Source organism: Corynebacterium sp. TUM25015, assembly GCF_056393505.1.
Map to the genome: position 1 here is coordinate 843,418 of NZ_CM150783.1, position 24,605 is coordinate 868,022.

Here is a 24,605-nt window from a genome sequence, read left to right on the forward strand (position 1 = left end):
GTGGTGCGCCTTATTCTGCGCGGCCGCCGTACTGGACTGCGCCCAGGAAGGCATTGTCCTGGTTCACGGCGATCTGCTCATCGGTGGGGAGTTCAGTGGTGTCGGCCATTGCGCCAGCACCGAAGGTTGCGGCGCCGCCCAGAACCAGGCCTGCGACTGCGGAGGCGACCAGGGCGCCCAGGCCGCGACGGGTGGAGGCGGTTTCGTTAGCCATGTGATTTCCTGTTCCTAGTGGGACTGTTGTGGTTTTAGCGTACTAGCTTCTTGTTGATCGTACCCAATGAAACACGTCACAAACATTCGTTTGCGAAAACTAGTCCTCATCTTCAATGGGTGGGACAATCAAAACGGGGCGACCAGCGTTTTTAATGATGCTGTCCGACACGCTGGACTGTAGGAAAGACTTCCAACCGGAGAGGGCGCGAGTGCCCGTCACGATCAGATCCACGTCCAGTTCATCAGCTGCGTCAACAATGGCGCTCCAAATAGCCGTTCCGGACTCTACCAGAAAGGGTTCGGTAACAAAACCATGGGAGTTAGCCAACTCCACGCCCTCGTTACAAATGTTGACGGCCTCAGCGTAAGCCGGATCATCATCCTCTGGATGCTCGCCGGTCTCGTTGGACCAGTCGTGCTGCATCATGCCACTCATGCCCGCCGCACGTGCCGCCTGGCGGTGGATAGGCTCCCAGACCGTCAGGATGTAGGCGTTCTTCGCCGACAGGAAGCGCCCGGCGTGCTCCACAGCTCCGCGGGCCTCGGCGGAGCCGTCATAGGCGATGAGTACGGTATCGCCGCTCGCGTCAAAGGTTTTGTGCTGTGTTTGCTGCGCTTGTTCTGTCTGCTGTGCTTGTTCGGTCATGTTGCTCGCTCCTTGATATGCGCCCTTCGATTGGTGCGCTACACGTTGCGTTTGTTACTACGTTAATACTATGCCCCGTAGACATGTAGCCATTGGCGCCGTTGCTTGCGCTCTTCTTGTTGCCTCAAGCGCTTGTTCCTCTTCGACGCCCACTGACCAGCCCACCGCATCCTCCACCTCTGCCAGCACGTCCGCTGCCTCCTCTTCCGCGGGCTCTCCGCCGACCGGCAGTACTGCCGCCGAGGCGGAGAACCAAAAGGCTTGCACCCAGGTGGAGAACAAGGCCCCGAGGGACATGGCTGGCCGAATGCTGGCTGTGGGCGTCACTAGCTACGAATCTGCAGAACAAGCCATCGACGAAGGCGTGCGCCACCTTTTTATCGGCTCGCAGACTGATCGCTCAATCCTCAATGGCCAAGGTGATCCCGCGCGTAGCCTGGCAGCGCTGGAGAAGCGCGCGGGTGAACCGCTGACGGTGAGTGTGGATGAGGAAGGAGGGCTGGTGCAACGCCTATCCGAGATTATCGGCGAACTCCCCAGTGCCAAGGAGATGGCGGAGACGATGAGCCCCGACCAAGTGCGCGACCTTATGGCCGAACATGGCAAGAAGATCCGCGACCTGGGCATTACCGTGGATTTCGCGCCAGTGGTGGACTTGGCTGGCGGGCAGAATGTCTCTGACAATGCGATCGGTTCCCGTTCCTTCAGTGCCGATCCGAAGATTGCCGCGGACTACGCACGGGCCTACTCGGAGGGGTTGCAGGAGGCCGGTGTGACTCCTGTCCTGAAGCACTTCCCAGGACATGGTCACGCGACGGGAGATTCGCACATGGGTGCGGTGACCACTCCGCCCCTGGAGCAGATGCAAGCTAAAGATCTGCTACCTTTCCGGGAGCTGATCGACGTTGACGGAATGGCCGTCATGGTTGGCCATGTACAGGTTCCGGGACTCGGCGAGGGGCTGCCGTCGTCCGTGAACCCTGCCGCGTACAAGCTGCTGCGAGATGGCGGCTACGGGCCGCAGCATGACGCCGCAGGTTACAATGGCGTGATTTATACCGATGACCTGACCGGAATGAAAGCTGTGACGGATCGCTACCCCGGTCCCGAGGCAGCTGTTGCCGCGCTGGCAGCCGGTGCGGATGTGGCATTGGCGGCGGCGGGTGCGGTGGAGATCCCCGATGTGGTGGAAGCCATCCGCAAGGCGATTGACGATGGGCGGATTCCGGAAGAGCATGTGCGCGATTCTGTGAATCGCACGTGTAATCCGCGATAAAAGAATTCCCTGATCGGGGGCATTCACGATAGACTTACCTGCGTGAATTCTCAGGATCAGACGAGCAAAGGTCGCCCACACGGCCAGCACCGTGCGCAGGTGGGGGACGGGAACCGTCCCGTCAAGCCCCGCAAGCGGCGAGGCATTCCGTGGTGGGCTTGGTTCTTTATCGGCTTGATCGGTTTGGGGGGCATCCTCTACGGCGTAGATCTGGCCATGAGTGAAGGCAAGGTTCCCCGGGGCGTAACCGTCGGTGGTGTAGACATCAGTGGCGTGGATAAATCCCAGGCTGAACAGCGCCTACGTAACGACCTGGGGGAGTGTACCCGACAGCCGGTCACTGTTCTGGCGGGCAATATGAGTACCAAGCTTGAGCCCACACAGTCCGGCATGCAGGTGGATTGGGGTGCCACGGTGGATCAGGCAGGGCAGCAGCCGCTGAACCCTATTACGCGTATCCGCTCGTTCTTTGAGACCCGTGAGGTGGGCATTATCTCGAAGATTACGGACGAGAATCTCAACCGCTCCCTGAACCGCGTCGAAAGGGAACTAACCCGCGACCCACAGAATGCTGAGCTTTCCGTTAATACCGAGGGCAAAGCTGACATTAAGGAAGACAAGCCGGGGCAGACCGTGGATCGAGAGCTGCTAAGTTCCGAGGTGCGAGACAACTGGCTGAACACTGATGGTCGCGTGAACGTGGAGGCGACCATCACGCCGGCTGATGCTGATAAGGACGCAGCCGAGCGGGCAGCCAAGCAGTACGTGGTGCCCGCGACGGCGAAGAAGTTGGTGTTCCATGGCCGGGAAAAGGTCGATGGTGTAATCACCCCACAGAACTGGCATGACATTTTGACCTTCAAGGTGGAAGGCGGTGAGTTCATGCCGCAGTGGAATACCGAGAAGGTGCAGGAGATCCTAGGCGAACAGCTTTCCAGCACTGAGGTGGAATATCGGGACGCTAGCTTCGAGTTCCACGGCGACGATATCGAGGTGGTGCCGTCCAAGGACGGTGTGGCTATTCAGTGGAAGGAAACGCTTGGCGACTTCCAGGCCAAGGCTCTGGATAAGAAGAAGCGCGATCATCAGGTTCTCTACGAAGAGAAGAAGGCAAAGTACACCACCGCACAGGCCAAGAAGGCACACTTTGACGATGTCGTCGGCACCTTTACTACTGGTGGCTTCAGCGGTCCGTCGGGTACCAATATTCGCCGTGTAGCGGAGATGGTGGACGGCGCCATCGTTCTGCCGGGCGAGACATTCTCTCTGAACGGGCACACGGGCCCACGTGGTACGGAGCAGGGCTTTGTGGAGTCCGGCATCATTATTGACGGTCACGCCGGCAAGGCTGTGGGCGGTGGCATTTCGCAGTTTGCGACCACACTGTATAACGCTTCTTACTTCGCGGGTATGGAAGACGTCGCTCACACTCCGCACTCGTATTACATTTCCCGCTATCCGGCTGGTCGCGAGGCCACGGTGTACGAGGGTGCGATCGACCTGAAGTTTAAGAATCCATTTGATACCCCTGTGCGCATTAGGACGCGTGTGAGTGATGGCGACGTCACCGTGGAGCTACGTGGTGTGAAGCAGGTGGATGTGGAATCCATCCCGGGTGAGCGGACAAATCCGACCTCGCCTAAAAAGATTGAGCTCGATGGCGATGAATGCTCGCCATCCTCGGGTGCTCCGGGCTTTACCACTACCGATACGCGCGTGGTAAAGGATCTGAAGGGCAAGGAACTATCCCGCGAAACCCAGCGCACGGTCTACGATCCCCAGCCGATCGTGAGCTGTAAGTAAGAGCCTAAGCCTCCGGCGGCTCTGGGGGCGGGCCTACGGAGAACTGCAGGCATGCGAAAAGGGGGCGGGAACGAAATATCGTTCCCGCCCCCTCGGCTATCGAAGCCCAGAGCTTGGAGCTCTAAAGGGTCTTAGATGATGATGCCCTGGTTCTTCAGGTAGTTGCCGATAGCAATGCCAACGCTAGCGATAGCGCCAGCAATAGCGGTGAAGGTCAGGGTCTTGGTCAGGATCCACCAGCCGGGCTGGTTGTCGATCTGCTCCTTACCCCACAGGTTAGCGCCGTGAACCTTGTCGCCGGTGTTCAGAGCCTCGCCGACGTTCTTATTAGCCTCAGCGGAGGAGCCGTAGATCGGGGACAGGTTCTGGTGACCCTCAGCGGAAGCAACAGCGGTGCTGCCCAGTGCAACGGAGGAAGCGGTGGCGATGGCCAGAGCGGCCTTGCGGAAGTTCTTCATGTTAGAATCCTTTTTCCTTGAAATCGTGTGATGAAAGAGAATTGCAGCTCTGGAATTAGCCCAGGAAGCCGTTGTACTTCAGGAAGTTGTAGGCCGGAGCAACGACCAGGCCCAGGACGGAAGCAGCTGCAGCAGCGATGCCGCCACCGACGAAGATCTTGGCCCACAGAGGAAGGGCGCTGTTCTTGTCCTCGCCGTCGTACTTCGGGTTCAGCCAGTTACCGACCTGGTCACCGGTGAAGTCCTGACCCCAGCCGAGCTTGTCCTTCAGGTCGGAGGAGCCGGTAGCGGGTGGGTTCTGGCCCTCGTTGTTCTGAGCAGAAGCAACGGAAACGCCGGAGATGGCAACGGTGGTAGCGGTAGCAACAGCCAGAGCTGCGTTGCGGAACTTACGCATCTGAAATGCCTTTCTGAAAGTGTGAGCGGTTCGAAGTCTAGGACTTCACTCAAGCTCCCCCGGGGCTCCTTGTTGTTCACTTCTTCTTTCATAAGAGAATCTCACAACTAAGCTGGAGAAACGCTGATAAGCCCTAACAAAGATAAACCTTAACAGGGATTTGAAGCTTTTGGAAAACTGGGAGGGAACATTCGGTGTGATTTGGGTCATCTAAATCGTTTACGCGCTGAAGTGGGATAGCTTTCCCTCTTATATGCCCAGCTATACGGATATATCTATCAATAATCAGCGTGTCGCCTTGACTCCCGGATGGGGGTGCTGTTTCGGGGGGGTGACGATATTTTTGAGCGTTCGGCACCTTACCGGGATTGATGATGTGCATACCTGACGCTCAGATTGGGCTTAGGAGTGCTCAAACGCAGTTAACCTAACGCTGCTAACAAGATCATCTGAAGGTTACTTCCCGTTTACCTAGCAATTGTAAATTTGCCTGCTATGCGTATGACAGTGTTTGGAACGGGATATCTTGGCGCAACCCACGCCGCCTGCATGGCCGAAATGGGCCACGATGTGCTCGGAGTCGATGTCGACCCGGACAAAATCCAGGCTCTTTCGGAAGGGCGCGTACCTTTTTTTGAACCGGGACTGCCAGAAATCCTCACCCGCAACATTGAGGCTGGTCGCCTGCGCTTCACTACTGACTACGCAGAAGCAGCTGAGTTTGCCGACGTGCACTTCATCGGAGTGGGTACCCCACAGCGCAAAGGTTCCTATGCTGCAGACACCACCTATGTAAATGCAGTCATCGAGACCCTCGCACCGCTAGTCAAGGGGCAGCACACAGTATTCGGCAAGTCCACCGTGCCTGTCGGCACTGCGCACGAGTTGCAGCTGAAGGCCAATGAAATAACGGCGGCGTCAGCAAACAATGCGCACATTGCTATTGCCTGGAACCCTGAGTTCCTCCGCGAAGGCCATGCTGTGAAAGACACATTGCACCCTGACCGCATCGTCCTAGGCCTCGGCGGGGATAGCTCCAACAGTGAAGACCAAGCAGGACAACAGCGGGTTGAAGACCTCGCACGGGAGATCTACGCCCCCGCACTCGACGAGGGAACCCCGTTCCTCGTCATGGATTTGCCGACCGCCGAGCTGGTTAAGGTATCGGCCAATGCATTCCTAGCCACCAAGATTTCCTTTATCAATGCCGTCTCCGAGCTCTGCGAAATTGTCGGCGCGGACGTTACTGCGCTCGCCGACGCAATCGGCATGGATGATCGCATCGGCCGCAAGTTCCTCGGCGCAGGCCTGGGCTTCGGCGGCGGTTGCTTGCCAAAAGACATCCGCGCGTTCATGGCTCGCGCAGGTGAACTCGGCGCCGACCAAGCACTGACGTTCCTTCGTGAGGTGGACGCCATTAATATGCGTCGCCGCGAGAAAACAGTAGAGCTGGCGCGCGAGACGCTGGGCGGTTCCCTGATTGGTCGGAACGTTACGGTTCTGGGTGCAGCATTCAAACCCAACAGTGACGACGTGCGTGATTCCCCAGCGCTATCTGTAGCAGGTTCGCTCTCCCTGAGTGGTGCGAATGTGACCGTGTATGACCCGCAGGGTATGGAGAACGCTGCGAAGATCTTCCCCACGCTCAACTACGCGCCCGATGTGGAGGAAGCGCTGCGTGGTGCGGAAATCGTCATTGTGGCGACGGAGTGGAAGCAGTTCCAAGAGCTCGATCCAGTGGCTGCCCGTGCGCTGGTGGCAGGGGAACACCCCGTCGTGCTGGATGGACGCAACTGCCTGCCCCGCAAGACCTGGGAGGCCGCGGGGTGGAAATTCCTGGCGTTAGGCCGGGGCTAACTCCACACCCGCTAGGCTATAGAGCGTGTTACTTTCAGACCGAGACATCCGCGCCGCCATTGAATCCGGCGAGCTGAAGATCGACCCTCACGACGACAAGATGGTTCAGCCATCAAGCATCGACGTGCGCCTCGACGGCCTGTTCCGCGTGTTCAATAACTCCAAATACACGCACATCGATCCGAAGCAGCCACAGGAAGAGCTCACCACCCTGGTGGAAGTCCCCGACAATGAGGCTTTCATTCTGCACCCCGGCGAGTTCGTCCTCGGCGCCACCTTGGAATGCTTCAGCATTCCCGCACACCTTGCTGGGCGCCTGGAAGGCAAGTCCTCCCTCGGTCGCCTCGGGCTACTTACGCACTCCACTGCGGGCTTTATCGACCCGGGCTTTAACGGGCACATCACCCTGGAACTTTCCAATACGGCCAACCTGCCCATCGCCCTTTACCCGGGCATGAAGATTGGGCAGCTGGCGCTCTTCGCCATGACTAGCCCGGCGGAATCCCCCTATGGTAGTGGCGCCTTGGGCTCCAAGTACCAGGGGCAGCGCGGCCCGACCCCCTCGAAGGCCTACCTGAATTTCCAAAAGTAACTGGGGCGCAGGTGGCGTCAATAAAAAGGCGCCCCAGAAGGGCGCCAGCCTGTAACAGCTACTGCCGGTAGCTAGCCAAGAAGTTACCCAAGCGCTCGATCGCCGCGCGCAGGTCACTGGCCCACGGCAGCGTCACCACACGGAAGTGATCCGGGGTAGGCCAGTTGAAGCCCGTACCCTGCACCAAATGGATCTTCTCGGAGCGTAGAAGATCGAACATGAACTTCTCGTCGTCGTGAATCTCGTGCACATTCGGATCCAGGCGCGGGAAAGCATATAGCGCGCCCATTGGCTTCACACAGCTCACACCCGGGATCTCATTCAAGGCTTCGAAGGCCGCATTACGCTGCTCCAACAGGCGGCCACCCGGCAGCACCAGATCGTCGATCGACTGGCGACCAGAAATCGCAACCTGGATCGCATGCTGCGCCGGCACGTTCGGGCACAGGCGTGTGCCAGCCAGGACATTCACGCCCTCGATAAAGCCCTTTGCATGCCCCTTCGGGCCCGTAATAACCATCCAGCCGGAGCGGTAGCCCGCCACGCGGTAGGCCTTGGAGAGACCGTTGTAGGTGATGCACAGCAGATCCGGGCACAGTGATGCGACGTTGATGTGCTGGGCGTCGTCATAAAGAATCTTGTCGTAAATCTCGTCGGCCAGAATCAACAGCGAATGCTCGCGGGCCACATCCACGATCTGCTGCAGGATCTCGCGAGAGTACACAGCACCCGTAGGGTTGTTCGGGTTGATGACCACAATGGCCTTCGTGCGCTCCGTGACCTTCGCCTTGATGTCCTCGATGGAGGGCATCCAGTCGTTTTCCTCGTCGCATAGGTAGTGCACGGGGCGGCCGCCGGAAAGTGACGTGGAGGCAGTCCACAGTGGATAGTCGGGGGAGGGGATCAGAACCTCGTCGCCATCGTTCAACAGCGCCTGCATTGTCATGGTGATTAGTTCGGATACACCGTTGCCCAGGTAAACGTCTTCGACGTCGAACTGGGGGAAGCCTGGGATGACCTCGTAGCGGGAAACGATGGCGCGCCGGGCGCTAATGATGCCCTTTGACGTGGAGTAGCCCTGCGCCGTCGGCAGCGCGGCGATCATGTCGCGCATGATCACATCCGGCGCCTCGAAGCCAAACACCGCGGGGTTGCCCGTGTTGAGCTTCAGGATGCGGTGCCCGTCGGCCTCCATCCGCTCCGCCTCGGTGTTCACCGGGCCGCGGATTTCGTAGAGGACGTTTTGCAGCTTCGTCGATTGGTCCAACGTGCGCAGTTCGCTTGGGCGTTTGGGTCTACTCATTCTCTCCATTGTGCCATTGTGACTGCTGTTTTTATAGTTTTTTGACGACGCCACCCTGCGTATGCGCGACCGCGCGTATGTCTATCGGGGCGGCACACTACTCTTCGGCAGCGTCTGCGTCGGAATCGCTGTCAGTGCCAGTGTCGCCGGCGCCGGTGTTGGGGGAGCTATTGCCGTTGCCCGTGCCACCACCTGTGTTACCGCCGACGGCGCCTCCAACGCGGGGGCGGGGGCTTGAGCTATTGTTGCCGCGATTGCCTCTCGGAGAGGGGCGGTTGTCTCCGCCGCGGGACGGAGTAGAGGGTTTGGGGCTGGTAGATGGCTTCTCTGTTTCGGATTCCGTGGAAGTCGCTTCTGTCTGCTGCGGTTCCTGTGGTGTGTAGCCGTAGTCCTGGTACCCATTGCCGTAGCCCGATCCGTAGCCGGATCCCGCGTCGGGGGTTGGCTTCGTATCGTCGTCATCGTACTTGCCGCTGGTGGTGGGCTTCGGGTACGAGGGTTTCAGCTGTTCGGTGTTGCTGATGCTGCCGGGAGTGCCCGTCTCCGTGGATCGCATGGAGGTGTAGGCGCCGATGGCAACAATGATTGTTGCGATCAGGCCGAGAGTAAGAACCCAAGCCCAGAACGGCATGATCCCAAAGAACTTCCGAAAACCCGACTTTGGCTTTTCTTCTTCGGGTTCCTCTTGAGACTCAGGATTTTCCGCGGGTTCAGTCGGCTTGCTGTTCGGAGCGTCTGCATCGTTAGTGCCGTTAGTGTCGTTACTGCCGTTACCGTCGTTGCTGACTTTCATAACAGAGGTTTCCTCAGCGTCGCTTACAGACTTCCCCGAGGTGAGGGGAGCGTTCTTGTCAGTCGAATCAGCGTCAGTCATGGAAAACCTACCTCTATCTTTAGGCGTGAGGCCTCTCTATGAGAATTCATTCTAGGGCACCATACGCGTGCGGTACATTCCCGGGCTGGACGGGGGCCGATTGCCGCTGCTCCCGCTTCCGGGTGCTTGCCTTAAACTTGCGGCATGACCGACGCTTCCACTAGTAACTCGATCGACGCTTTCAATGACAGTCTGATTGATTTCGACCAGTCTGCGGATGCCGTCGCCCCGTTGTTGTTGGGCGGCATTTTGCGTTTGGGGCAGGTGGCCATTCGGATCACGGAGGTAGAGGCCTACCTTGGGGAAACCGATCCTGCATCGCACGCTTTTAAGGGGCCCACTCCGCGCTGCATGACGATGTTCGGTCCTTCGTCTCACTTGTATGTGTATGCGAGTTATGGCATTCACCGCGCCGGGAACTTAGTGTGCAGTCCTGATGGACATGCGGGCGGAGTGCTTCTGCGTGGTGGGGAAGTCATCGATGGTTACGAGGTTGCTCGTCGGCGCCGGGGATCTAAGGTTCTCGACGCCGCGTTGGCCCGCGGTCCAGGAAACCTCGGCCAGGCGATGGGGTTCGACCTCGAGCTGAACGGGGCTGAAGTTCGACAAGGCAAAACCTCTAATCCATCCCGTCTGCCTGTCCTTCACTTTCAGCGCGCAAGCGAATCAGTGGACTTCGTGGCGGGAAAGCGTATCGGCATCAGCAAGAATGTCGATGCACCGCTGCGCTTTTGGATCCCAGGAGATCCCACGGTCAGTACCCCACGAGGTCGCCCAAGGGTATAGCGCGTGGCACTTCACGGGTGATCCGGAGTAGTCCGAACCTCACAGACGCAAACAACCGCACCTGCTCTTGCTGAGCAGATGCGGCTGTTGTTACCGGGAAATTCTTCCCGACTTCAGGCTTTAGACCTTAGGCGTTGGGGGCTCCCGGAGCGCCTGGCGCACCTGGTGCACCTGGGACGGTTGGCGTGATCTTGATGACGCCACCTTCCGTCTTTGCCTGAGGCTGCTCCTGATCCTTAGCAGGAGCGTTGTCCTCGGCTGGTGCCTCTGGTGCAGGTTGTGCTTCCGGCTCTGCAGGTGCTTCCGGCTCAGCGGGAGTCTCTGTCTCGGCTGGAGCCTCAGGTTCTGCAGGCGCCTCGTTCGCTGCAGGAGCAGCCGGTGCCGCAGCAGTGGTCGGTGCTGGTGCACCTGGAGCGCCTGGCGCGCCAGGGGTCATCGCACCTAGCTTGATGACGCCACCTTCAGTGCTGGCTTCCGACTGTGCTGGTGCCGGAGCTGCTGGTGCCTGTGCTTGTGGAGCTTCGGCCTCAGCAGATGCGGTCTCGGTGTCTGCCTGGTTCTGCGCTGGTGCTGCTGGTGCCGATGGGGTCGCTGGCGCCGGAGCAGAGGGAGCTGCGGGAGCTCCTGGTGCCGCCGGTGCGGTTGCGCCGAGCTTGATCTTGCCATCAGAAGTCGTTTCAGCTGCTGCTGGCTCTTCCTTAGCAGGAGCGGACGGAGCTGCCGGAGCACCTGGAGCGCCCGGAGCAGATGGTGCAGAAGGAGCACCAGCGGACGGAGCCTTTGGAGCACCCGGTGCAGCAGGTGCGCCCGGAGCAGATGGTGCGCCAGCGGATGGAGCTGCCGGAGCACCTGGAGCGGACGGAGCAGCAGGAGCGCCAGCGGACGGAGCCTTTGGAGCGCCCGGAGCACCCGGTGCAACAGGAGCGCCCGGAGCACTCGGTGCTGCAGCAGCGGCACCAGCGGCGGCGGCTCCAGCAGCGGCGGCGCCACCAGCAGCTTCCTTCTTCTTAGCTTCTTCAGCCTTGCGCTTCTTTTCCTCGGCAGCCTTCTTCTTGGCTTCTTCCTCAGCCTTGCGCTCAGCCTCTTCGCGGGCCAGCTTTTCCTCGTCTACCCAGCCACGCTCCGGCGCAACCAGGAACTCCGGAGACTTCGGTGCTGGCAGTTCGCCGTCAACCAAGACGGACTCGCGGAACATCTGGGCGATGTCCATAACCTGGGTGCGCTGGCTCTTGTCTTCGATGTCGGACTGACGGTTGTTCACGCCGTCCGTCATCATCGTCTTACAGAACGGGCAGCCGATGGCGATGGCATCCGAACCGGTTGCCAGAGCCTCGTCGGTACGGTTCAGGTTGATGCGCTCGCCCAGGTGCTCTTCCATCCACATGCGAGCACCACCGGCACCACAGCAGAAGCCGGTATCGCGGTTGCGATCCATCTCCACCAGGTTGGCGCCGGAAGCGCCGATCAGCTCACGTGGAGCCTCAAAGACCTTGTTGTGGCGGCCCAGGAAGCACGGGTCGTGGTAGGTGACCTGGCGGCCACTCTGCGGTGCGGCAACCGGCTCCAGGCGACCCTCGCGGATCAGCTTGTTCAGCAGCTGCGTGTGGTGGACAACCTGGTAGTTACCGCCCAGGTCCGGGTACTCGTTGCGCAGGGTGTTGAAGCAGTGTGCACAGGTCACGACGATCTTGCGCTGCTTCGGCGGAACGCCGTCGAAAGCGTTGTCGAGCATTTCAATGTTCTGCTCTGCCAGCATCTGGAAGAGGAACTCGTTGCCGGCACGGCGGGCGGAGTCACCAGTACAGCCTTCGCCCTCGCCCAGTACGGCGAACTTCACACCGGCGGTGTATAGCAGGTCGGCGACAGCACGGGTGGTCTTTACTGCGTTGTCGTCGTAGACGCCCGCACAACCAACCCAGAACAGGTACTCGGTGTCGTCGAAGTTCTCGATGTCCTCGCCGAATACCGGCACCTCGATGCCATCTTCCTTGGCCTTCTGGATCCAGTCGGAGCGCTTGTTGTTGTTCTGGCCCCACGGGTTGCCCTTGGTTTCCAGGTTCTTGAACAGGCCACCCAGCTCGGTCGGGAAGTCGGACTCAACGAGTACCTGGTAACGGCGCATATCGACGATGTGGTCGATGTGCTCGATATCCACAGGGCACTGCTCCACGCAGGCGCCACAGTTGGTGCAGGACCACAGTACGTCGGGGTCGATAACACCCATCTCGCCCGCAGCTACCAGCTGCAGCAACGGCATGTCCGCGTGGGCGTCAACAGAAGGGTCATCCAGAACGGCAGTGGTAGCACCATCGCCGGAGAACATGCCACCGCTGTGCTTCTCGTCTTTGCGGGTGGCTTTCAGGTACGGTGCGGACTCAATGGCGTGGTCACGCAGGTTGGTGACCAGCAGCTTCGGGCTTAGCGGCTTCGCGGTGTTCCACGCCGGGCACTGCTCCTGGCAGCGACCACACTCGGTACACGAGGTGAAGTCCATCCAGCCCTTCCAGGTGAAGTCGTCGATCTTGCCTACGCCGATCGAGTCTTCCTCCGGATCTGCATTCTCCATGGTCAGCATGCGACCACCGGAGGTCAGCGGCTTCGCTGCACCCAGGGCGTTACGGCCATCGGAGTTGCGCTTCAGGAAGATGTTGAAGAAAGCCATGAAGCGGTGCCATGCAACGCCCCACTTGATGTTCTGGCCCACGATAAACAGCCAGATCATTCCGGAAAGCAGTTTGATTAGCGCGAAGATGGAAACCAGCAGTGGGGATTCCGGCAGAATCTTGGCGACCTGCATGGTGAAGAAGTCAGTTGCTACGTGGCCACCTTCGTAGCTGGCGAAGGTAGCAATCTTGGAGGACTTCACCAAGATCATGCCCAAGCCCTCGATGAGCACAACGGCCTCAACGAAGTACGCGGCCTTAGAGTTGGAACCGTAGAAGCGTGCCTTCTTATCTTTATCGCCAATCTTCTGACGGATGATGATCAAGGCGATAATGCCAAGGACGGTGCCCAAGCCCAGCAGTTCGTCCACGAAGTGGTACAGGCCCCAATCGCCGATGATTGGCCAACCGCCCTCGGGATCGAAGATCTGGATGTAGGCCTCGAACCACACCATGGATCCCAGCAGGAATCCGACCATGACCAGCCAGTGAGCAATCGCTACTCCCGGCTTCTTAGCCATCTTGGTGTGGCCGACGATCTCCTTAATCAGGTTCATCAGTCGGCCGGCGGGATTGTCCGTCCTCTTCAGCGCCGGTTGGCCGAGGCGGATCGTGGTAAAGATCTGCGCCGCGCCACGGATGAAGAAAATCCAGGCGGGCAGTGAAAGCAGCGCGCCAATGATGCCCAGTGGAACGGTGATGTTCCATGGAATGTCATTGGAGGTCGCCTGCCCTGCTGCAAGCAGGTCCATGTTGTGCTCCTCGCAAGTCCTGTATGAGCCACGGTGACTCAGTCAAGTAGTTCACATCCGAGCTGGAATCGGAATATGTATGAACTAATTACTTGCTAGGTAGATTAACAATTGAACAGGGCTTTGGTGAAGTTTTCTCCGCTGGTCGCGCCTATTTTTTTGGCAGTATTTTAGAAACGATGATGTTGCTTAAATATCCCGAGCTGCTGTGTTGTGTGCCACAGAAATGATCGCTTTCCGGGCTGCGCGCCCTGCCTTTGAACGTCGCAGATGGTATAGGCGGTCGCCGCTAGCGCTTTCGTGGAGGATGACTGTGGCTCCAATTTTCTTTAATTTCGACGCTTCGTCGACGATCCCCGGGCTTCCCTTATCCTTCTTGGCGAAGAAGATGTGTACTTCAGTGTCTAGCGCACGGTCTGCGATCGGGCTATCGGCTCTGAAGAGCTGTTTCAGTAGAGTTATGTCTTTAGCTTGGGGCGCCAGTAGCACAATGGTGCGCGGTGCGGTCGCTTCCTGGAGTGCGTCCAATAACTCGGGGATGCAAGACGATTCCGCTATGGCTGTTACGAGTTGAGGGCCGTGGTCCGTTAGGAGGTTGCGGTAGGTCTGACGGATGGTCGCAGAGCCTGTGGAGGAGGCGGTAGCGGTTGAAGATGGTGTGCCGGGGTGCGTTGAAGATGCTGTGGTGGGGTGTGGGGGAGGAGTGGAAGGTGATGTGGAAGTTTTATTGGCGCGGGGGATTGGTATTTCAACTCGAAGATCGGTTTCCGCGAGTTGCCAGGCGAGATCCCAATGTCTGTTTGTGAATGGCTCTGAGGGGGAGTGTGGCGCAATAAAAAGAACAGCCTGTGAAGCTGCGTGTTCGGGTGGAATCTCCGCCAAGGCGGAAGTGTGCGGGCTGTTGCGCGTGGCGTCGGTGGAATGAGAGCCCCCGAACTGCATAGGGGCAATGGAGTAGACGGTATGTGTATCGCAGGAGTGGGAGCGCATTGCGAAATGCTGTCGCAACGCATGAGGGGGTTCAGGAGTGGCGCGGGTGAAGATGTCCATGGCATCCAAGCTTAAGGCACCCTGCGGTGCTGTCGAGAAAAGTTCAAGGGGTTGAAATCTAAATATGCCGTAAGGTAGTTTCTTCTTCTAATAATGACAATGAATTGCAATAAGTGCTTTAAATAGGGTGCTGGACAGGAATGACGTATGCGAACAAAACTGCGGCGAAGGGCAGCATGTGCCTTAACCGGCGTGATGATTGGAGGGGCGCTGGTAGCCTGCGGTGACCCGAGCCGCCAAGCTTCCGGTGGGGAGGGCCAGTACCCCACCCGGCTGGTTTTGGCAGACCGTAAAGCTGGCGATGGATTCCACCCAGCGACGGGATATGCCCAAACCGGTGTGAGCCCGATCTACGACGGTCTGCTGCGACCAGAGCCATCGTCGTCAGACAAGGTTCCGAACTTTATGCCAGCACTGGCTGCGGAAATGCCGAAACACAATGCTGACTCCACGAAGTGGACTGTGAAGCTCAAAGAGGGAGTGAAGTTCAGCGATGGTTCTGATTTCGATGCCGAAGATGTGAAGGCATCGTATGACGTAGCCAAAGACATTTCCGCCGGTTCCGAAGTAGTCAGCCGCTACGACATCATCGACGAGGTGCAGGTCCAAGATCCGCACACCGTGGTGTTTAAGTTGCGTTCCCCACTTGCCGAAATGTTGTCGCGACTCACCTACGCGATCGCTCCCTCCGAGATGCTGGACAAAGGGGCCGTTACCCAAAGCAAGCTGAATACCGAACCCGTGGGTACTGGCGCTTACCACCTGAAGGAGCGCCGGGGTGATGAAACGATCTTTGAAGCCAACGACAACTATTTTGACGGTGCGCCGGAAGTCAAGGAATTGGTTGTTACGACGGCTGCGGATGATACGGCCCGCGCGCAGCGCGTAGCTGCTGGTGAAATTGATGGTGCCGCTATTCCGCCCAGCCAACTGAAGGGGTTAGAAGGTAAGGACGGCATCAGCGTAGATGTCACCAAGACGGCTGATTGGCGGGGTATTTCCTTCCCTGAAACGCCCGAGTTCGCCGATCCGAAGGTGCGCTTGGCTTTGAACCTCGCCGCTGATCGGCAGGCATTTATTGATGGACCATTGGCGGGGCAGGGCACTCCGATCTCTGGACTATTGTCCTCAATCTACGGTGATGCCCACGATCCAGCCCTGGATTTCCAACACGACGTGGCCAAAGCGGAGAAACTACTCGATGAAGCTGGGTGGAAGAAGAACAGCCAGGGTGTGCGGGAAAAAGACGGTAAGCCCTTCCACGTAGACCTCTACTATGCAGGCAACGACACGCTGCGCCGAGACATCGCCATCGAGTTCGCCTCGCAGATGAAGAAGCTGGGTCTAGAGTTCGAAACCAAGTCCAGCACGTGGCAAGACATCGAACCGAAGGTACACGATGTGTCGGTCGTTTTGGGCGGCGGATCGGCCCCTTATGACGCCACGGTGATGGCCTATGAGTATTTGCACACACGCACACCCGCGACGGGTAAGTGGGCTAATCCAGGCAACTACGGCTCCAAGAAATTGGATGACCTGCTGGATGAGACGCGCAGTGAGAACGACGAGGCGAAGCGCAACCAACTGTGGCGCAAGATCCAAGCCGAGCACGCAGAAAACCCATCCATGCTGGCTTTGGCGAACGTCAACCACATTTACGTCTCAAAGGAAAATTCGTGGAAGAAACCGAATCTCCTGCTCGAACCCCATATTCACGGCGTGACGTGGGGGCCTTGGTGGCGCCTAGCCGCTTGGAAGAAATAACACATGAGAGCGGTTTCTACCACTTCTTCTGCTGCTAACTCCGCTCATGGCGGAGCCGCTGTGAATACTGCGGACGTTCACACCGCTGAAGGTCACTCTGGTGCTGGTCATCCTGCTCCTGGTCACGTTGGTGCTGTTCGGATTGCAGATAAGGCAAGCTCGGCTGGAGCCCCCCATTCAAACGGAGTTGACGGTTCAGACGGGGTTCTCACTTCAGCAAAAACTCGGCAGTCCTGGCGCAGGTTTGTATTGCCGGGGCGCCGGGATAACCTCGGCGGGATCGGCCGTATGGTTGGTACGCGCTTGTTGCTCATTGCCGTGACAACCGTGGTGGTCAGCTTCATTATGTTCGGCCTCGCTGCCTTGTCGCCGTTTGATCCCCTTGCGCACCACCTCGGCGCGAACTACGGCAACTACACTGCCGAAGAACGTGCGCGCATTGCCTCTTCCTTGGGCCTCGACGCCCCGTGGTACCAGCAATGGGTCTCCTGGTGGGGGCACGTTTTTACAGGTGATCTGGGGTGGTCCCGGGTGTACAGCAAACCGGTTGTTGAAGTTATTGGCGAGCGCCTGCCGTGGACGATGCTGCTATCCGGAGCGGGCCTGCTGCTGATGCTGGCGATTGCAGCGCTTCTCGGCTTGAGTGCTGCTCGCCGACCCGGCGGAGTGGTGGATCGGGCGATAACCGCGTTGGGTGTATTTGTGGCAGCCACTCCTTCCTATATTTATGCCCTAGGAAGCGTGCTGTTTTTTGGCGTGTTCTGGCACCTCATCCCCGTGGGAGGGGCCGCGCCCGTCGGTAAGTCCCCGTCACTGGGAACGGTGGGGCCATACCTCATCGCACCGGCAGTCGTTCTAGCGATCTCGCAGCTGTCGTGGCCTTTGTTGACGATGCAACGCGCTACTGCCGAAGCCGTTGAGTCGCCAGCGGTTGCCAACGTGCGCTTGCGTGGTCTCTCCGAACACACGATCCTCGTTCGGCATGTGCTGCCTATGTCGCTCATGCCGCTGATCACTTTGATCGGAGCGCGCCTCGGCGAGATAGTCGTCGGAGCAGTGATCGTGGAAACGGTTTTCTCCTGGCCGGGGTTGGCGCAAGCCACGGTGGAATCGGCTGTGGCCGTGGACTTTCACCTGCTGGCATTCACCACGGTCGCGACCACGGTAGTGGTGATGTTGGGATCCCTATTGAGCGATCTGTCCTACGTATTGATCGACCCGAGGGTAAGCGATGTCTAACAAGAATTCTCTTTCCTCCGATGAGCACAGCTCTAGTTCGATCGATGAGCACAGCCCTAGTTCAAATAACTCAGCCGTGAAAGCACATAGTGCTCATCTAGATATTGGCAGCGCCGAAGCACAGGGGTTTAGCGCGCACTCGCAGACACAGAGTGCCCGCAGGTGGATGCGTGGGCACCTCATTGGATTAAGCGTTTTTGCACTTCTGGTGCTGTATGCAGCTATAGTTCCCGCCGTCTTCGAGGCGGGAACTCCAAGTTTCGCCAATTCCCTGCGTTCACCGACTGCCGCGCATATTTTCGGTACTGATCACTTTGGGTTCGACCTATTCGTACGAACCGCGGAAAGCTTGCGGGTTTCCCTTTTCATCGGGCTTACGGCTGCGGTTGCCGCTACGGCATTGGGCGTGCTCGTCGGGTTATTGGCGGGGCTCGGTGGCGTGGTCGATCGCATTGTTATGCGCATCAACGATGCCGTGAGTGCCATTCCGCACCTCATTTTGACAGTGGTTATTGTCGCACTATTCCAGGGATCCGTTGCTGCCATCGTGGGGTCCATCGCTTTGACTCACTGGTCACCGGTTGCGCGTATCGTGCGATCTGCGGTGTTGACGGTCCGCGTGTCCGAAATGGTGCAGTGCTCGTACGGTGCAGGGGCTTCGTTTGGCTGGGTGCTGCGTAAGCATTTGGCACCAGCGGCTTCTGGTCAAGCACTGGTAGCGATGGCGATGCTCACTCCCCATGCTGTGTGGCACGAATCCACCGTGTCCTTCCTTGGCCTGGGCATCCAGGCTGACGAGCCATCACTGGGAACGCTCATGGATTTGGCGCGCGAAGACATCACCCGTGGGGCGTGGTGGGCTTTGGTTTTCCCAGCGATGATCTTGCTGCTCACCACGATGTCTGGGGTATCGCTGACCCGAGGAGCGACAGCGCGGGCAGAGCGTGGCGTCGGAAAGCAAAAGAAGAAGTCAGCACTGCAGAAAGAAGCCGGGGCAGGCCGCAGAGGGCGTAGGTCGGAGCCTGCGGAGCCAACTGAGGCGACGAGCGAGTTGGGGGAGCTACGTGCTCGCGGGCTTGGCGTAGAGGTGGGGACAAAAAACATTGTGTGTGGGGTGAACCTGACCGTGCGCCGTGGAGAAGTGGCCGGGCTGATCGGAACCTCCGGTTCTGGTAAATCGACCGTGGGGCGCGCGTTGATTGGGATGGTCCCAACAGGGGCTCGAGTAGAAGGGAAGGTCTCGCTTTATCCGGCTGGGGCGCCTGATGGGAATTGTGCAGCGCACGGGGCGACCAAAGGGCACCTTGAACCCAGCGGGGTCACCCAAGATACGGAAGCTGGTGGATCCGCTCACGTTGCGGAAGCCGATAAAACCACTGCTGATGAAGCAGACTGGAACAGTACTGATTTAGCTAGTGTGCGGGGCTCAATGGTGGGGTTTGTTCCCCAAGCCGCGGCGTTGTCCTTTACGCCCGTGAGGAGAATTGGAACCCAGCTCCAAGAGATTATCGATCGGCATGGCAGTGGCTTGGATGTGGAGGAGTTGTTAGAACGCGTTCACCTTGACTCTGAGGTCAGCGAGTATTTCCCACACCAGCTATCGGGCGGCATGGCGCAGCGAGCGGCGCTGGCTGCGGCGTTGGCGGGAAATCCGCAATTCCTTATCGCAGACGAGCCCACCGCAGCATTGGACCCACAATTAACGAAGGAGACGCTGGAGCTACTGCGGTCCGCGGCCAAGGATTTGGGGCTCGGAGTATTGCTGATAAGTCACGATCTAGAGGACCTTCGAGAATGGGAAGTGTGCGACCACATTTTTGTGCTGCATGAGGGCGAAGTAGTGGAAAGTAGACAGGCCAGCGAGTTTTGGGATGCACCGCAAACCGACTTTAGTCACGCGTTGGTTGCGGCTTTGCCCAGCGGAGGCATTGAATACCAAACCGAGGTAGGGGAGAGAAATGCTTAAAGCTACCGAGGTGACCTATTCCTATGCAGGGAAACCCGTCTTGGAGAAAATTGAACTGATCATTGAACGCGGTGAGCTCGTGGGGCTGATTGGACCTTCAGGATCTGGCAAAACGACGTTGGCCAAGTTGCTTTCCGGGCGTTTCCTCCCAGATTCGGGAAAGGTCACGATTGACGGAGAACCTGTGGTGACGGGGCGAGATCGCCGGCGATCACGAATAGCGTTGGTGAGCCAATCCCCGCGGGATGCGTGCAATCCGCGGTGGACTCTCCGAGAGATCATCGCCGAACCCTTATTGATCGCCGGGGAGCACAATAGGGAAGTGATTCGCGAGTGCGTGGAGGATCATACGAAGCGAGCAATGCTGGATAGGGAATTGCTTGATCGTCGACCAGCACAGGTAAGCGATGGGCAACTGCAGCGAGCATGCTTGGCCCGCGCAACTGTGATGGATCCGGCCTTCCTCATCTGCGATGAACCGACTTCAATGCTCGACCCAATTGCGACGGCGAAAATTGTGGAGATGTTGCGCGAGACCGTGCGGGCGAACCGCGGAGTGCTATTGATTTCCCACGACCATCGGTTATTGACAGCGTGCGCTGACCGGACAGTGGCTATAGAAACCATCCCGCAGGCTTAGAACTCTGCGTTCCGCGCCTGTGCTGGTGAGGAGCGGTAATTAGCGCCGGGGGATGTCCAAAGAATGGAGCAACGTACGCTGCGAATCACTGAAGTTATTGTCCGAGATTAAGTACACGCGGTTTAACTCCGCCGGGGAAGTGGAGCTGCCGGCGTGGTTTCCGATGGCGGAGGAGCCCGCAGGAAGGGAGCCGGTGGTGACGGAACCGTGAGCCGGCACATCGGCAGAGTGGGCAGGCGGGACCGCGAAGGTTAAGCCTTCAACATTTTCGGGGGATGCAGAGATATTAGGGCTTGCCTCAGTGTTAGCCTTATCGCCACTCGAGCTTAGGTTGTCACTGAGCTTGTGAATGTCACTGGGTTTTTGCCCAGCGAAATCGAAGACCTTCTCGCGGTTAACGGGCACCTCGCTACCGTCCAAGCGCTCCCGGCCAAGCACATTGGTGGCCCCTTCCAGACTCAAACGGTAGATTTCGGCGCGGTTACCTTGTTTGGGGATGTAACCGCGCTGCAGCGCGTAGAGGCTGCCATCCGGGGAAGTAGCCAAGGAAGCGTACCCGCGATCGGCCTTGGGGGCGTACGTGGGGTCCACCTCGACCACATACTCAGCCTTGGGCTTGCCGGTTGTAGTGCTGTAAGCGGTCAACCGAGTTTTGGACCCCGCCTCGGGAGTATTGATTGGCCCATCCTGCACCAATGAGTTCTCGTTGAGAGTGTAAAAAGTTTCCTCATCAGGAGAAATTGTCATGCCCTCCGGGCCTTTGTTGGGGCTTATACCTTTAATTTGTTTAACATCTTTTGCTGCATTGTGGTCGGGGACGTGATAGTGCGGGGGATGGATGCGCCGGATTTCCCGCCCGTTGCTATCGGATTCGATGACAAGGGGTGAGCGGTTCTTCGATCCCTTTGATTCGCCCTCGGTGGTCCATAGCAAATGGCCGTTAGGTAGCTGCTGGATCTCCTCCGCATCGTATTCCTTGGGGTTGTATGCACTGCCATCTGGCTTGGTGAAATTAACTTGTCCGGTGACCTTTGCCCGCCCGTTGTTGTCGATGTTCAAGCGGTAGGCGCGCGTGGGGCCATGATCGCCTTTGTCATCCGAGATGGCGAGGTAGGAGCCATCGGTGAGGGCAGTAAGCCCGGATAGCCCACCCACGTTGGGATCCTTGCTCGCTTGGCCGAGGTCGAACGCGCCGTTGTAGTGAGTTTGTTCCTGGCCACCAGTTTTCAGAGCGCCGGAAGGTGGGAAAGCCGATCCTGCGGGGAATTGCGGTGCGGAGAGTGAGGCGTCGGAACCAAAAGGGGTAGCGGAAGAAAAAGGGGCGGTGGCTGTGGTTGCGCCAAGGGCTGTGGGAGCGGCAATGACCGACCCAGCGAGAATCGAGGTAGCGACAAGTGTGGCGGCTGCCAGCGGGGTGGAAATGAGGGCGCGGTTTATGCGTATGCGGTTTTTCATACCCACTATCAAAACAGGTGGGGCGGGTTTGCGCATTTCAGGGGAGGTTCAGGGGTGAATCTAAAAGTATTTTTGAAAAAGTTGAGTCGATCGGGAACAAGTTTGAGGTGCGATGAGTTGAGTAGGGTGTGAGCAGGTTGAGTGTGACTGACTCAAGAAGATTTGACTAGAAAGAAAAACTCCGGATACTGGAGAACATGAGTTGAGTCGTCCACACTAAAGGCTCGATGACCGACAACAACAATCCAATGAAGGATTAACACAACAGGAGGTACCCCATAATGGGACGCGCAGTAGGAATTGACTTGGGCACCACCAACTCTGTGGTGTCTGTTCTGGAAGGCGGCGAGGCTAAGGTTATCGCCAACTCCGAGGGGTCCCGTACCACCCCGTCCATCGTGGCTTTCGCCAAGAACGGTGAGGTACTGGTTGGCCAGTCCGCTAAGAACCAGGCGGTTGCCAACGTGGATCGCACCATCCGCTCCGTTAAGCGCCACATGGGTACGGACTGGAAGATTTCCATCGACGACAAGGAGTACACCGCTCCGGAGATCTCCGCTCGCACCCTGCAGAAGCTTAAGCGCGACGCGGAAAGCTACCTGGGTGAGGACGTAACCGACGCAGTCATCACCGTCCCCGCTTACTTCAACGACGCACAGCGTCAGGCAACCAAGGATGCGGGCCAGATTGCCGGCCTGAACGTTCTGCGTATCGTCAATGAGCCGACCGCAGCTGCTCTGGCCTACGGCCTGGAGAAGGGCGACAAGGAGCAGACCATCCTGGTCTTCGACCTCGGTGGCGGTACCTTCGACGTTTCCCTGCTGGAAATCGGCGACGGCGTGGTAGAGGTTCGCGCGACCGCTGGTGACAACGAGCTGGGTGGCGACGACTGGGATCAGCGCATTGTCGATTGGCTGGCCGAGAAGTTCAAGGCCTCCCACGGCGTGGATTTGACCAAGGACAAGATGGCTCTGCAGCGTCTGCGCGAGGCAGCGGAGAAGGCCAAGATTGAGCTGTCTAGCTCCCAGCAGGCTTCCATCAACCTGCCGTACATCACGGTGGACGAGGACAGGAACCCGCTGTTCCTGGACGAGACTTTGACCCGCACCGAGTTCCAGAAGATCACTCAGGATCTGCTGGATCGCACCAAGGCTCCGTTCCAGGCAGTACTGAAGGACGCGGAGATTACCGTGGACGAGATCGACCACGTCGTGCTGGTCGGTGGTTCCACCCGTATGGTTGCCGTATCCGAGCTGGTTACCGAGCTGACCGGTGGTAAGGAGCCCAACAAGGGCGTCAATCCAGACGAGGTTGTTGCCGTGGGTGCTGCCCTGCAGGCCGGTGTGCTGCGCGGCGAGGTGAAGGACGTGCTGCTGCTCGACGTCACCCCGCTTTCCCTGGGCATTGAGACCAAGGGTGGCGTGATGACCAAGCTGATCGAGCGCAACACCACCATCCCGACGAAGCGATCCGAGACCTTCACTACCGCTGAGGATAGCCAGCCCAGCGTGCAGATCCAGGTCTTCCAGGGTGAGCGCGAGATGGCTGCGCACAACAAGCTGCTCGGCTCCTTCGAGTTGGCCGGCATCGCCCCTGCACCGCGCGGCGTTCCGCAGATCGAGGTCACCTTCGATATCGACGCCAACGGCATCGTCTCCGTGTCCGCAAAGGACAAGGCGACCGGCAAGGAAAACACGATCAAGATCCAGGAAGGCTCCGGCCTGTCCCAGGAGGAGATCGACCGTATGGTCAAGGATGCTGAGACTCACGCAGAGGAGGACAAGAAGCGCCGCGAGGAGCAGGAAGTCCGCAACTCTGCAGAGTCTATGGCTTACCAGACCCGTAAGTTCGTCGAGGAGAACAAGGACAAGGTCAGCGAAGACGCCCAGAACAAGGTCGAGGAAGCAGCCAAGGCTGTGGACGAGGCTCTGAAGGGTGATGACATCGAGGCCATCAAGGACGCTGTGGAGAAGCTGAACGCTGAGTCTCAGGAGATGGGCAAGGCTATCTACGAGGCAGAAGCAGCATCCGGTGCTGAAGGTGCCGCTGCAACCGATGACCCGAACGTTGTCGACGCCGAGGTTGTCGATGAGGACACTTCCGCAGAGGATGATAAGAAGTAATGTCTGAAGATCTGAATCAGAACCCGGACGCCTCGGAAAATACCGAACCGGAAGTAACCGAGGCACAAGGGGTCGACGAGGGTCTGGCTGAGGTTGATCTGGCTGAAGATGAGGGCGTCGACAACAACGCCGCAGACGAGGCCGAGAACAACATCGAGGCCGAGCTGGCCGAGCGCACCGAAGATCTGCAGCGCGTGACGGCGGAGTACACCAACTACCGCCGTCGCGTAGAGCGTGACCGCGTGAGCGTGATTACCGGCGCGAAGGCCGACGTAGCCTCCGAGCTGCTGCCGATCCTGGACGATCTGGAGATGGCAGAACAGCATGGCGATCTGACCGGTCCGCTGAAGTCCATGTCGGATAAGCTGCACTCCGTGATGGCCTCCATGAAGGTGGAGAAGTTCGGTGAGGAAGGCGACGAATTCGACCCGAACTGCCACGAGGCAGTGCAGGACACTAGCAGCGGTGACGAGAAGGTGCTGGCCACTGTTCTACGTCGTGGCTACCGTCTAGAAGATCGGGTGCTGCGCAATGCGATGGTTATTATCGGCGACCCGCAGTAGTCCTGTTGGCGGTCTACCGCTGAGTTAACCCCTTAAGAGGGCTCCATGGTTTTACCGTGGGGCCCTTTCTTATGGCTAGAACACACATGTTTAGAACGAGCGTTCGATTTTGTAGTGTTTTTCGGAAGGGGTGTCGGGGGCGTTTTCTATGCTTATTGTGCACGGAAAACCACGGGACGAAA

21 protein-coding genes are annotated in these 24,605 nt (G+C 58.5%); 11 read left to right on the forward strand and 10 right to left on the reverse strand.

Annotated features, from left to right (window positions below):
• Window positions 1-10: 10 nt before the first annotated feature.
• The 3 genes from AC06DS_RS03810 to AC06DS_RS03820 form a co-directional block, all read right to left on the reverse strand.
• Window positions 11-214 (reverse strand): DUF2613 domain-containing protein, encoded by a 204-nt coding sequence (locus tag AC06DS_RS03810; RefSeq protein WP_448306868.1) that lies wholly within the window; start codon window positions 212-214, stop codon window positions 11-13.
• A gap of 99 nt (window positions 215-313) precedes the next feature.
• The gene (locus tag AC06DS_RS03815; protein WP_477101044.1) at window positions 314-862 is read right to left on the reverse strand and encodes a universal stress protein; all 549 of its coding nucleotides are present in this window, start codon (window positions 860-862) and stop codon (window positions 314-316) included.
• 57 nt (window positions 863-919) lie between these two features.
• Window positions 920-1,159, reverse strand: a complete 240-nt coding sequence (locus tag AC06DS_RS03820) for a hypothetical protein (protein ID WP_477101045.1) — start codon at window positions 1,157-1,159, stop codon at window positions 920-922.
• Here AC06DS_RS03820 and AC06DS_RS03825 point away from each other — a divergent pair.
• Both AC06DS_RS03825 and AC06DS_RS03830 read left to right on the forward strand, forming a co-directional pair.
• A complete protein-coding gene (locus AC06DS_RS03825; RefSeq protein ID WP_477101046.1) occupies window positions 1,158-2,138 on the forward strand; it encodes a glycoside hydrolase family 3 N-terminal domain-containing protein in 981 nt (326 codons plus the stop codon). The genes AC06DS_RS03820 and AC06DS_RS03825 overlap by 2 nt on opposite strands.
• A gap of 42 nt (window positions 2,139-2,180) precedes the next feature.
• Window positions 2,181-3,941: a VanW family protein gene (locus tag AC06DS_RS03830; protein WP_477101047.1), complete on the forward strand. Its 1,761-nt coding sequence runs from the start codon at window positions 2,181-2,183 to the stop codon at window positions 3,939-3,941.
• A gap of 131 nt (window positions 3,942-4,072) precedes the next feature.
• Here AC06DS_RS03830 and AC06DS_RS03835 read toward each other — a convergent pair whose 3' ends face one another.
• Both AC06DS_RS03835 and AC06DS_RS03840 read right to left on the reverse strand, forming a co-directional pair.
• Window positions 4,073-4,399, reverse strand: a complete 327-nt coding sequence (locus tag AC06DS_RS03835) for a hypothetical protein (protein WP_473963858.1) — start codon at window positions 4,397-4,399, stop codon at window positions 4,073-4,075.
• Between the two features lie 55 nt (window positions 4,400-4,454).
• Window positions 4,455-4,796 carry a hypothetical protein gene (locus tag AC06DS_RS03840; protein WP_473963857.1) on the reverse strand — a complete coding sequence of 114 codons (342 nt, stop codon included), beginning with the start codon at window positions 4,794-4,796 and terminating at the stop codon, window positions 4,455-4,457.
• Window positions 4,797-5,291: 495 nt separating this feature from the next.
• Here AC06DS_RS03840 and AC06DS_RS03845 point away from each other — a divergent pair, with 495 nt between their 5' ends.
• Window positions 5,292-6,653, forward strand: a complete 1,362-nt coding sequence (locus AC06DS_RS03845) for a UDP-glucose dehydrogenase family protein (protein ID WP_477101048.1) — start codon at window positions 5,292-5,294, stop codon at window positions 6,651-6,653.
• Between the two features lie 25 nt (window positions 6,654-6,678).
• The gene (dcd, locus tag AC06DS_RS03850) at window positions 6,679-7,245 is read left to right on the forward strand and encodes a dCTP deaminase (RefSeq protein ID WP_477101049.1); all 567 of its coding nucleotides are present in this window, start codon (window positions 6,679-6,681) and stop codon (window positions 7,243-7,245) included.
• Window positions 7,246-7,303: 58 nt separating this feature from the next.
• Here the strand turns inward: dcd and AC06DS_RS03855 are convergent, their stop codons facing one another.
• Together AC06DS_RS03855 and AC06DS_RS03860 are read right to left on the reverse strand one after the other, a co-directional pair.
• On the reverse strand, window positions 7,304-8,557 hold the full coding sequence (locus AC06DS_RS03855; RefSeq protein ID WP_366789169.1) for a pyridoxal phosphate-dependent aminotransferase: 1,254 nt from the start codon (window positions 8,555-8,557) through the stop codon (window positions 7,304-7,306).
• Window positions 8,558-8,645: 88 nt separating this feature from the next.
• Window positions 8,646-9,422: a hypothetical protein gene (locus AC06DS_RS03860; protein ID WP_477101050.1), complete on the reverse strand. Its 777-nt coding sequence runs from the start codon at window positions 9,420-9,422 to the stop codon at window positions 8,646-8,648.
• Window positions 9,423-9,566: 144 nt separating this feature from the next.
• On the opposite strand from AC06DS_RS03860, the gene AC06DS_RS03865 reads away from it, so the two are divergent.
• Window positions 9,567-10,208, forward strand: coding sequence for a DNA-3-methyladenine glycosylase (locus tag AC06DS_RS03865; protein ID WP_473963853.1), 642 nt, complete (start codon window positions 9,567-9,569; stop codon window positions 10,206-10,208).
• 127 nt (window positions 10,209-10,335) lie between these two features.
• Here the strand turns inward: AC06DS_RS03865 and AC06DS_RS03870 are convergent, their stop codons facing one another.
• The gene (locus AC06DS_RS03870; protein WP_477101051.1) at window positions 10,336-13,623 is read right to left on the reverse strand and encodes a (Fe-S)-binding protein; all 3,288 of its coding nucleotides are present in this window, start codon (window positions 13,621-13,623) and stop codon (window positions 10,336-10,338) included.
• A 189-nt stretch (window positions 13,624-13,812) separates the two neighbouring features.
• A complete protein-coding gene (locus AC06DS_RS03875; protein ID WP_293790612.1) occupies window positions 13,813-14,151 on the reverse strand; it encodes a hypothetical protein in 339 nt (112 codons plus the stop codon).
• Window positions 14,152-14,868: 717 nt separating this feature from the next.
• Here AC06DS_RS03875 and AC06DS_RS03880 point away from each other — a divergent pair.
• From AC06DS_RS03880 to AC06DS_RS03895, 4 genes are all read left to right on the forward strand, one after another.
• On the forward strand, window positions 14,869-16,437 hold the full coding sequence (locus AC06DS_RS03880; protein ID WP_477101174.1) for an ABC transporter substrate-binding protein: 1,569 nt from the start codon (window positions 14,869-14,871) through the stop codon (window positions 16,435-16,437).
• 288 nt (window positions 16,438-16,725) lie between these two features.
• Window positions 16,726-17,676 carry an ABC transporter permease gene (locus tag AC06DS_RS03885; protein ID WP_477101175.1) on the forward strand — a complete coding sequence of 317 codons (951 nt, stop codon included), beginning with the start codon at window positions 16,726-16,728 and terminating at the stop codon, window positions 17,674-17,676.
• A gap of 166 nt (window positions 17,677-17,842) precedes the next feature.
• Window positions 17,843-19,642, forward strand: coding sequence for an ATP-binding cassette domain-containing protein (locus tag AC06DS_RS03890; protein WP_477101176.1), 1,800 nt, complete (start codon window positions 17,843-17,845; stop codon window positions 19,640-19,642).
• Window positions 19,635-20,282, forward strand: coding sequence for an ABC transporter ATP-binding protein (locus AC06DS_RS03895; RefSeq protein ID WP_434824164.1), 648 nt, complete (start codon window positions 19,635-19,637; stop codon window positions 20,280-20,282). The genes AC06DS_RS03890 and AC06DS_RS03895 overlap by 8 nt, the downstream gene beginning before the upstream one ends.
• Before the next feature lie 39 nt (window positions 20,283-20,321).
• On the opposite strand, the gene AC06DS_RS03900 is transcribed toward AC06DS_RS03895, so the two are convergent.
• Window positions 20,322-21,737 (reverse strand): esterase-like activity of phytase family protein, encoded by a 1,416-nt coding sequence (locus AC06DS_RS03900; protein ID WP_477101052.1) that lies wholly within the window; start codon window positions 21,735-21,737, stop codon window positions 20,322-20,324.
• Window positions 21,738-22,018: 281 nt separating this feature from the next.
• Between AC06DS_RS03900 and dnaK the strand changes: the two genes are divergently transcribed.
• Both dnaK and grpE read left to right on the forward strand, forming a co-directional pair.
• Window positions 22,019-23,860 (forward strand): molecular chaperone DnaK, encoded by a 1,842-nt coding sequence (gene dnaK, locus AC06DS_RS03905; protein WP_477101053.1) that lies wholly within the window; start codon window positions 22,019-22,021, stop codon window positions 23,858-23,860.
• Entirely contained in the window at window positions 23,860-24,423 is a 564-nt protein-coding gene (gene grpE, locus AC06DS_RS03910; RefSeq protein ID WP_448306887.1) for a nucleotide exchange factor GrpE, read from the forward strand. The genes dnaK and grpE overlap by 1 nt, the downstream gene beginning before the upstream one ends.
• Window positions 24,424-24,605 lie beyond the last annotated feature (182 nt).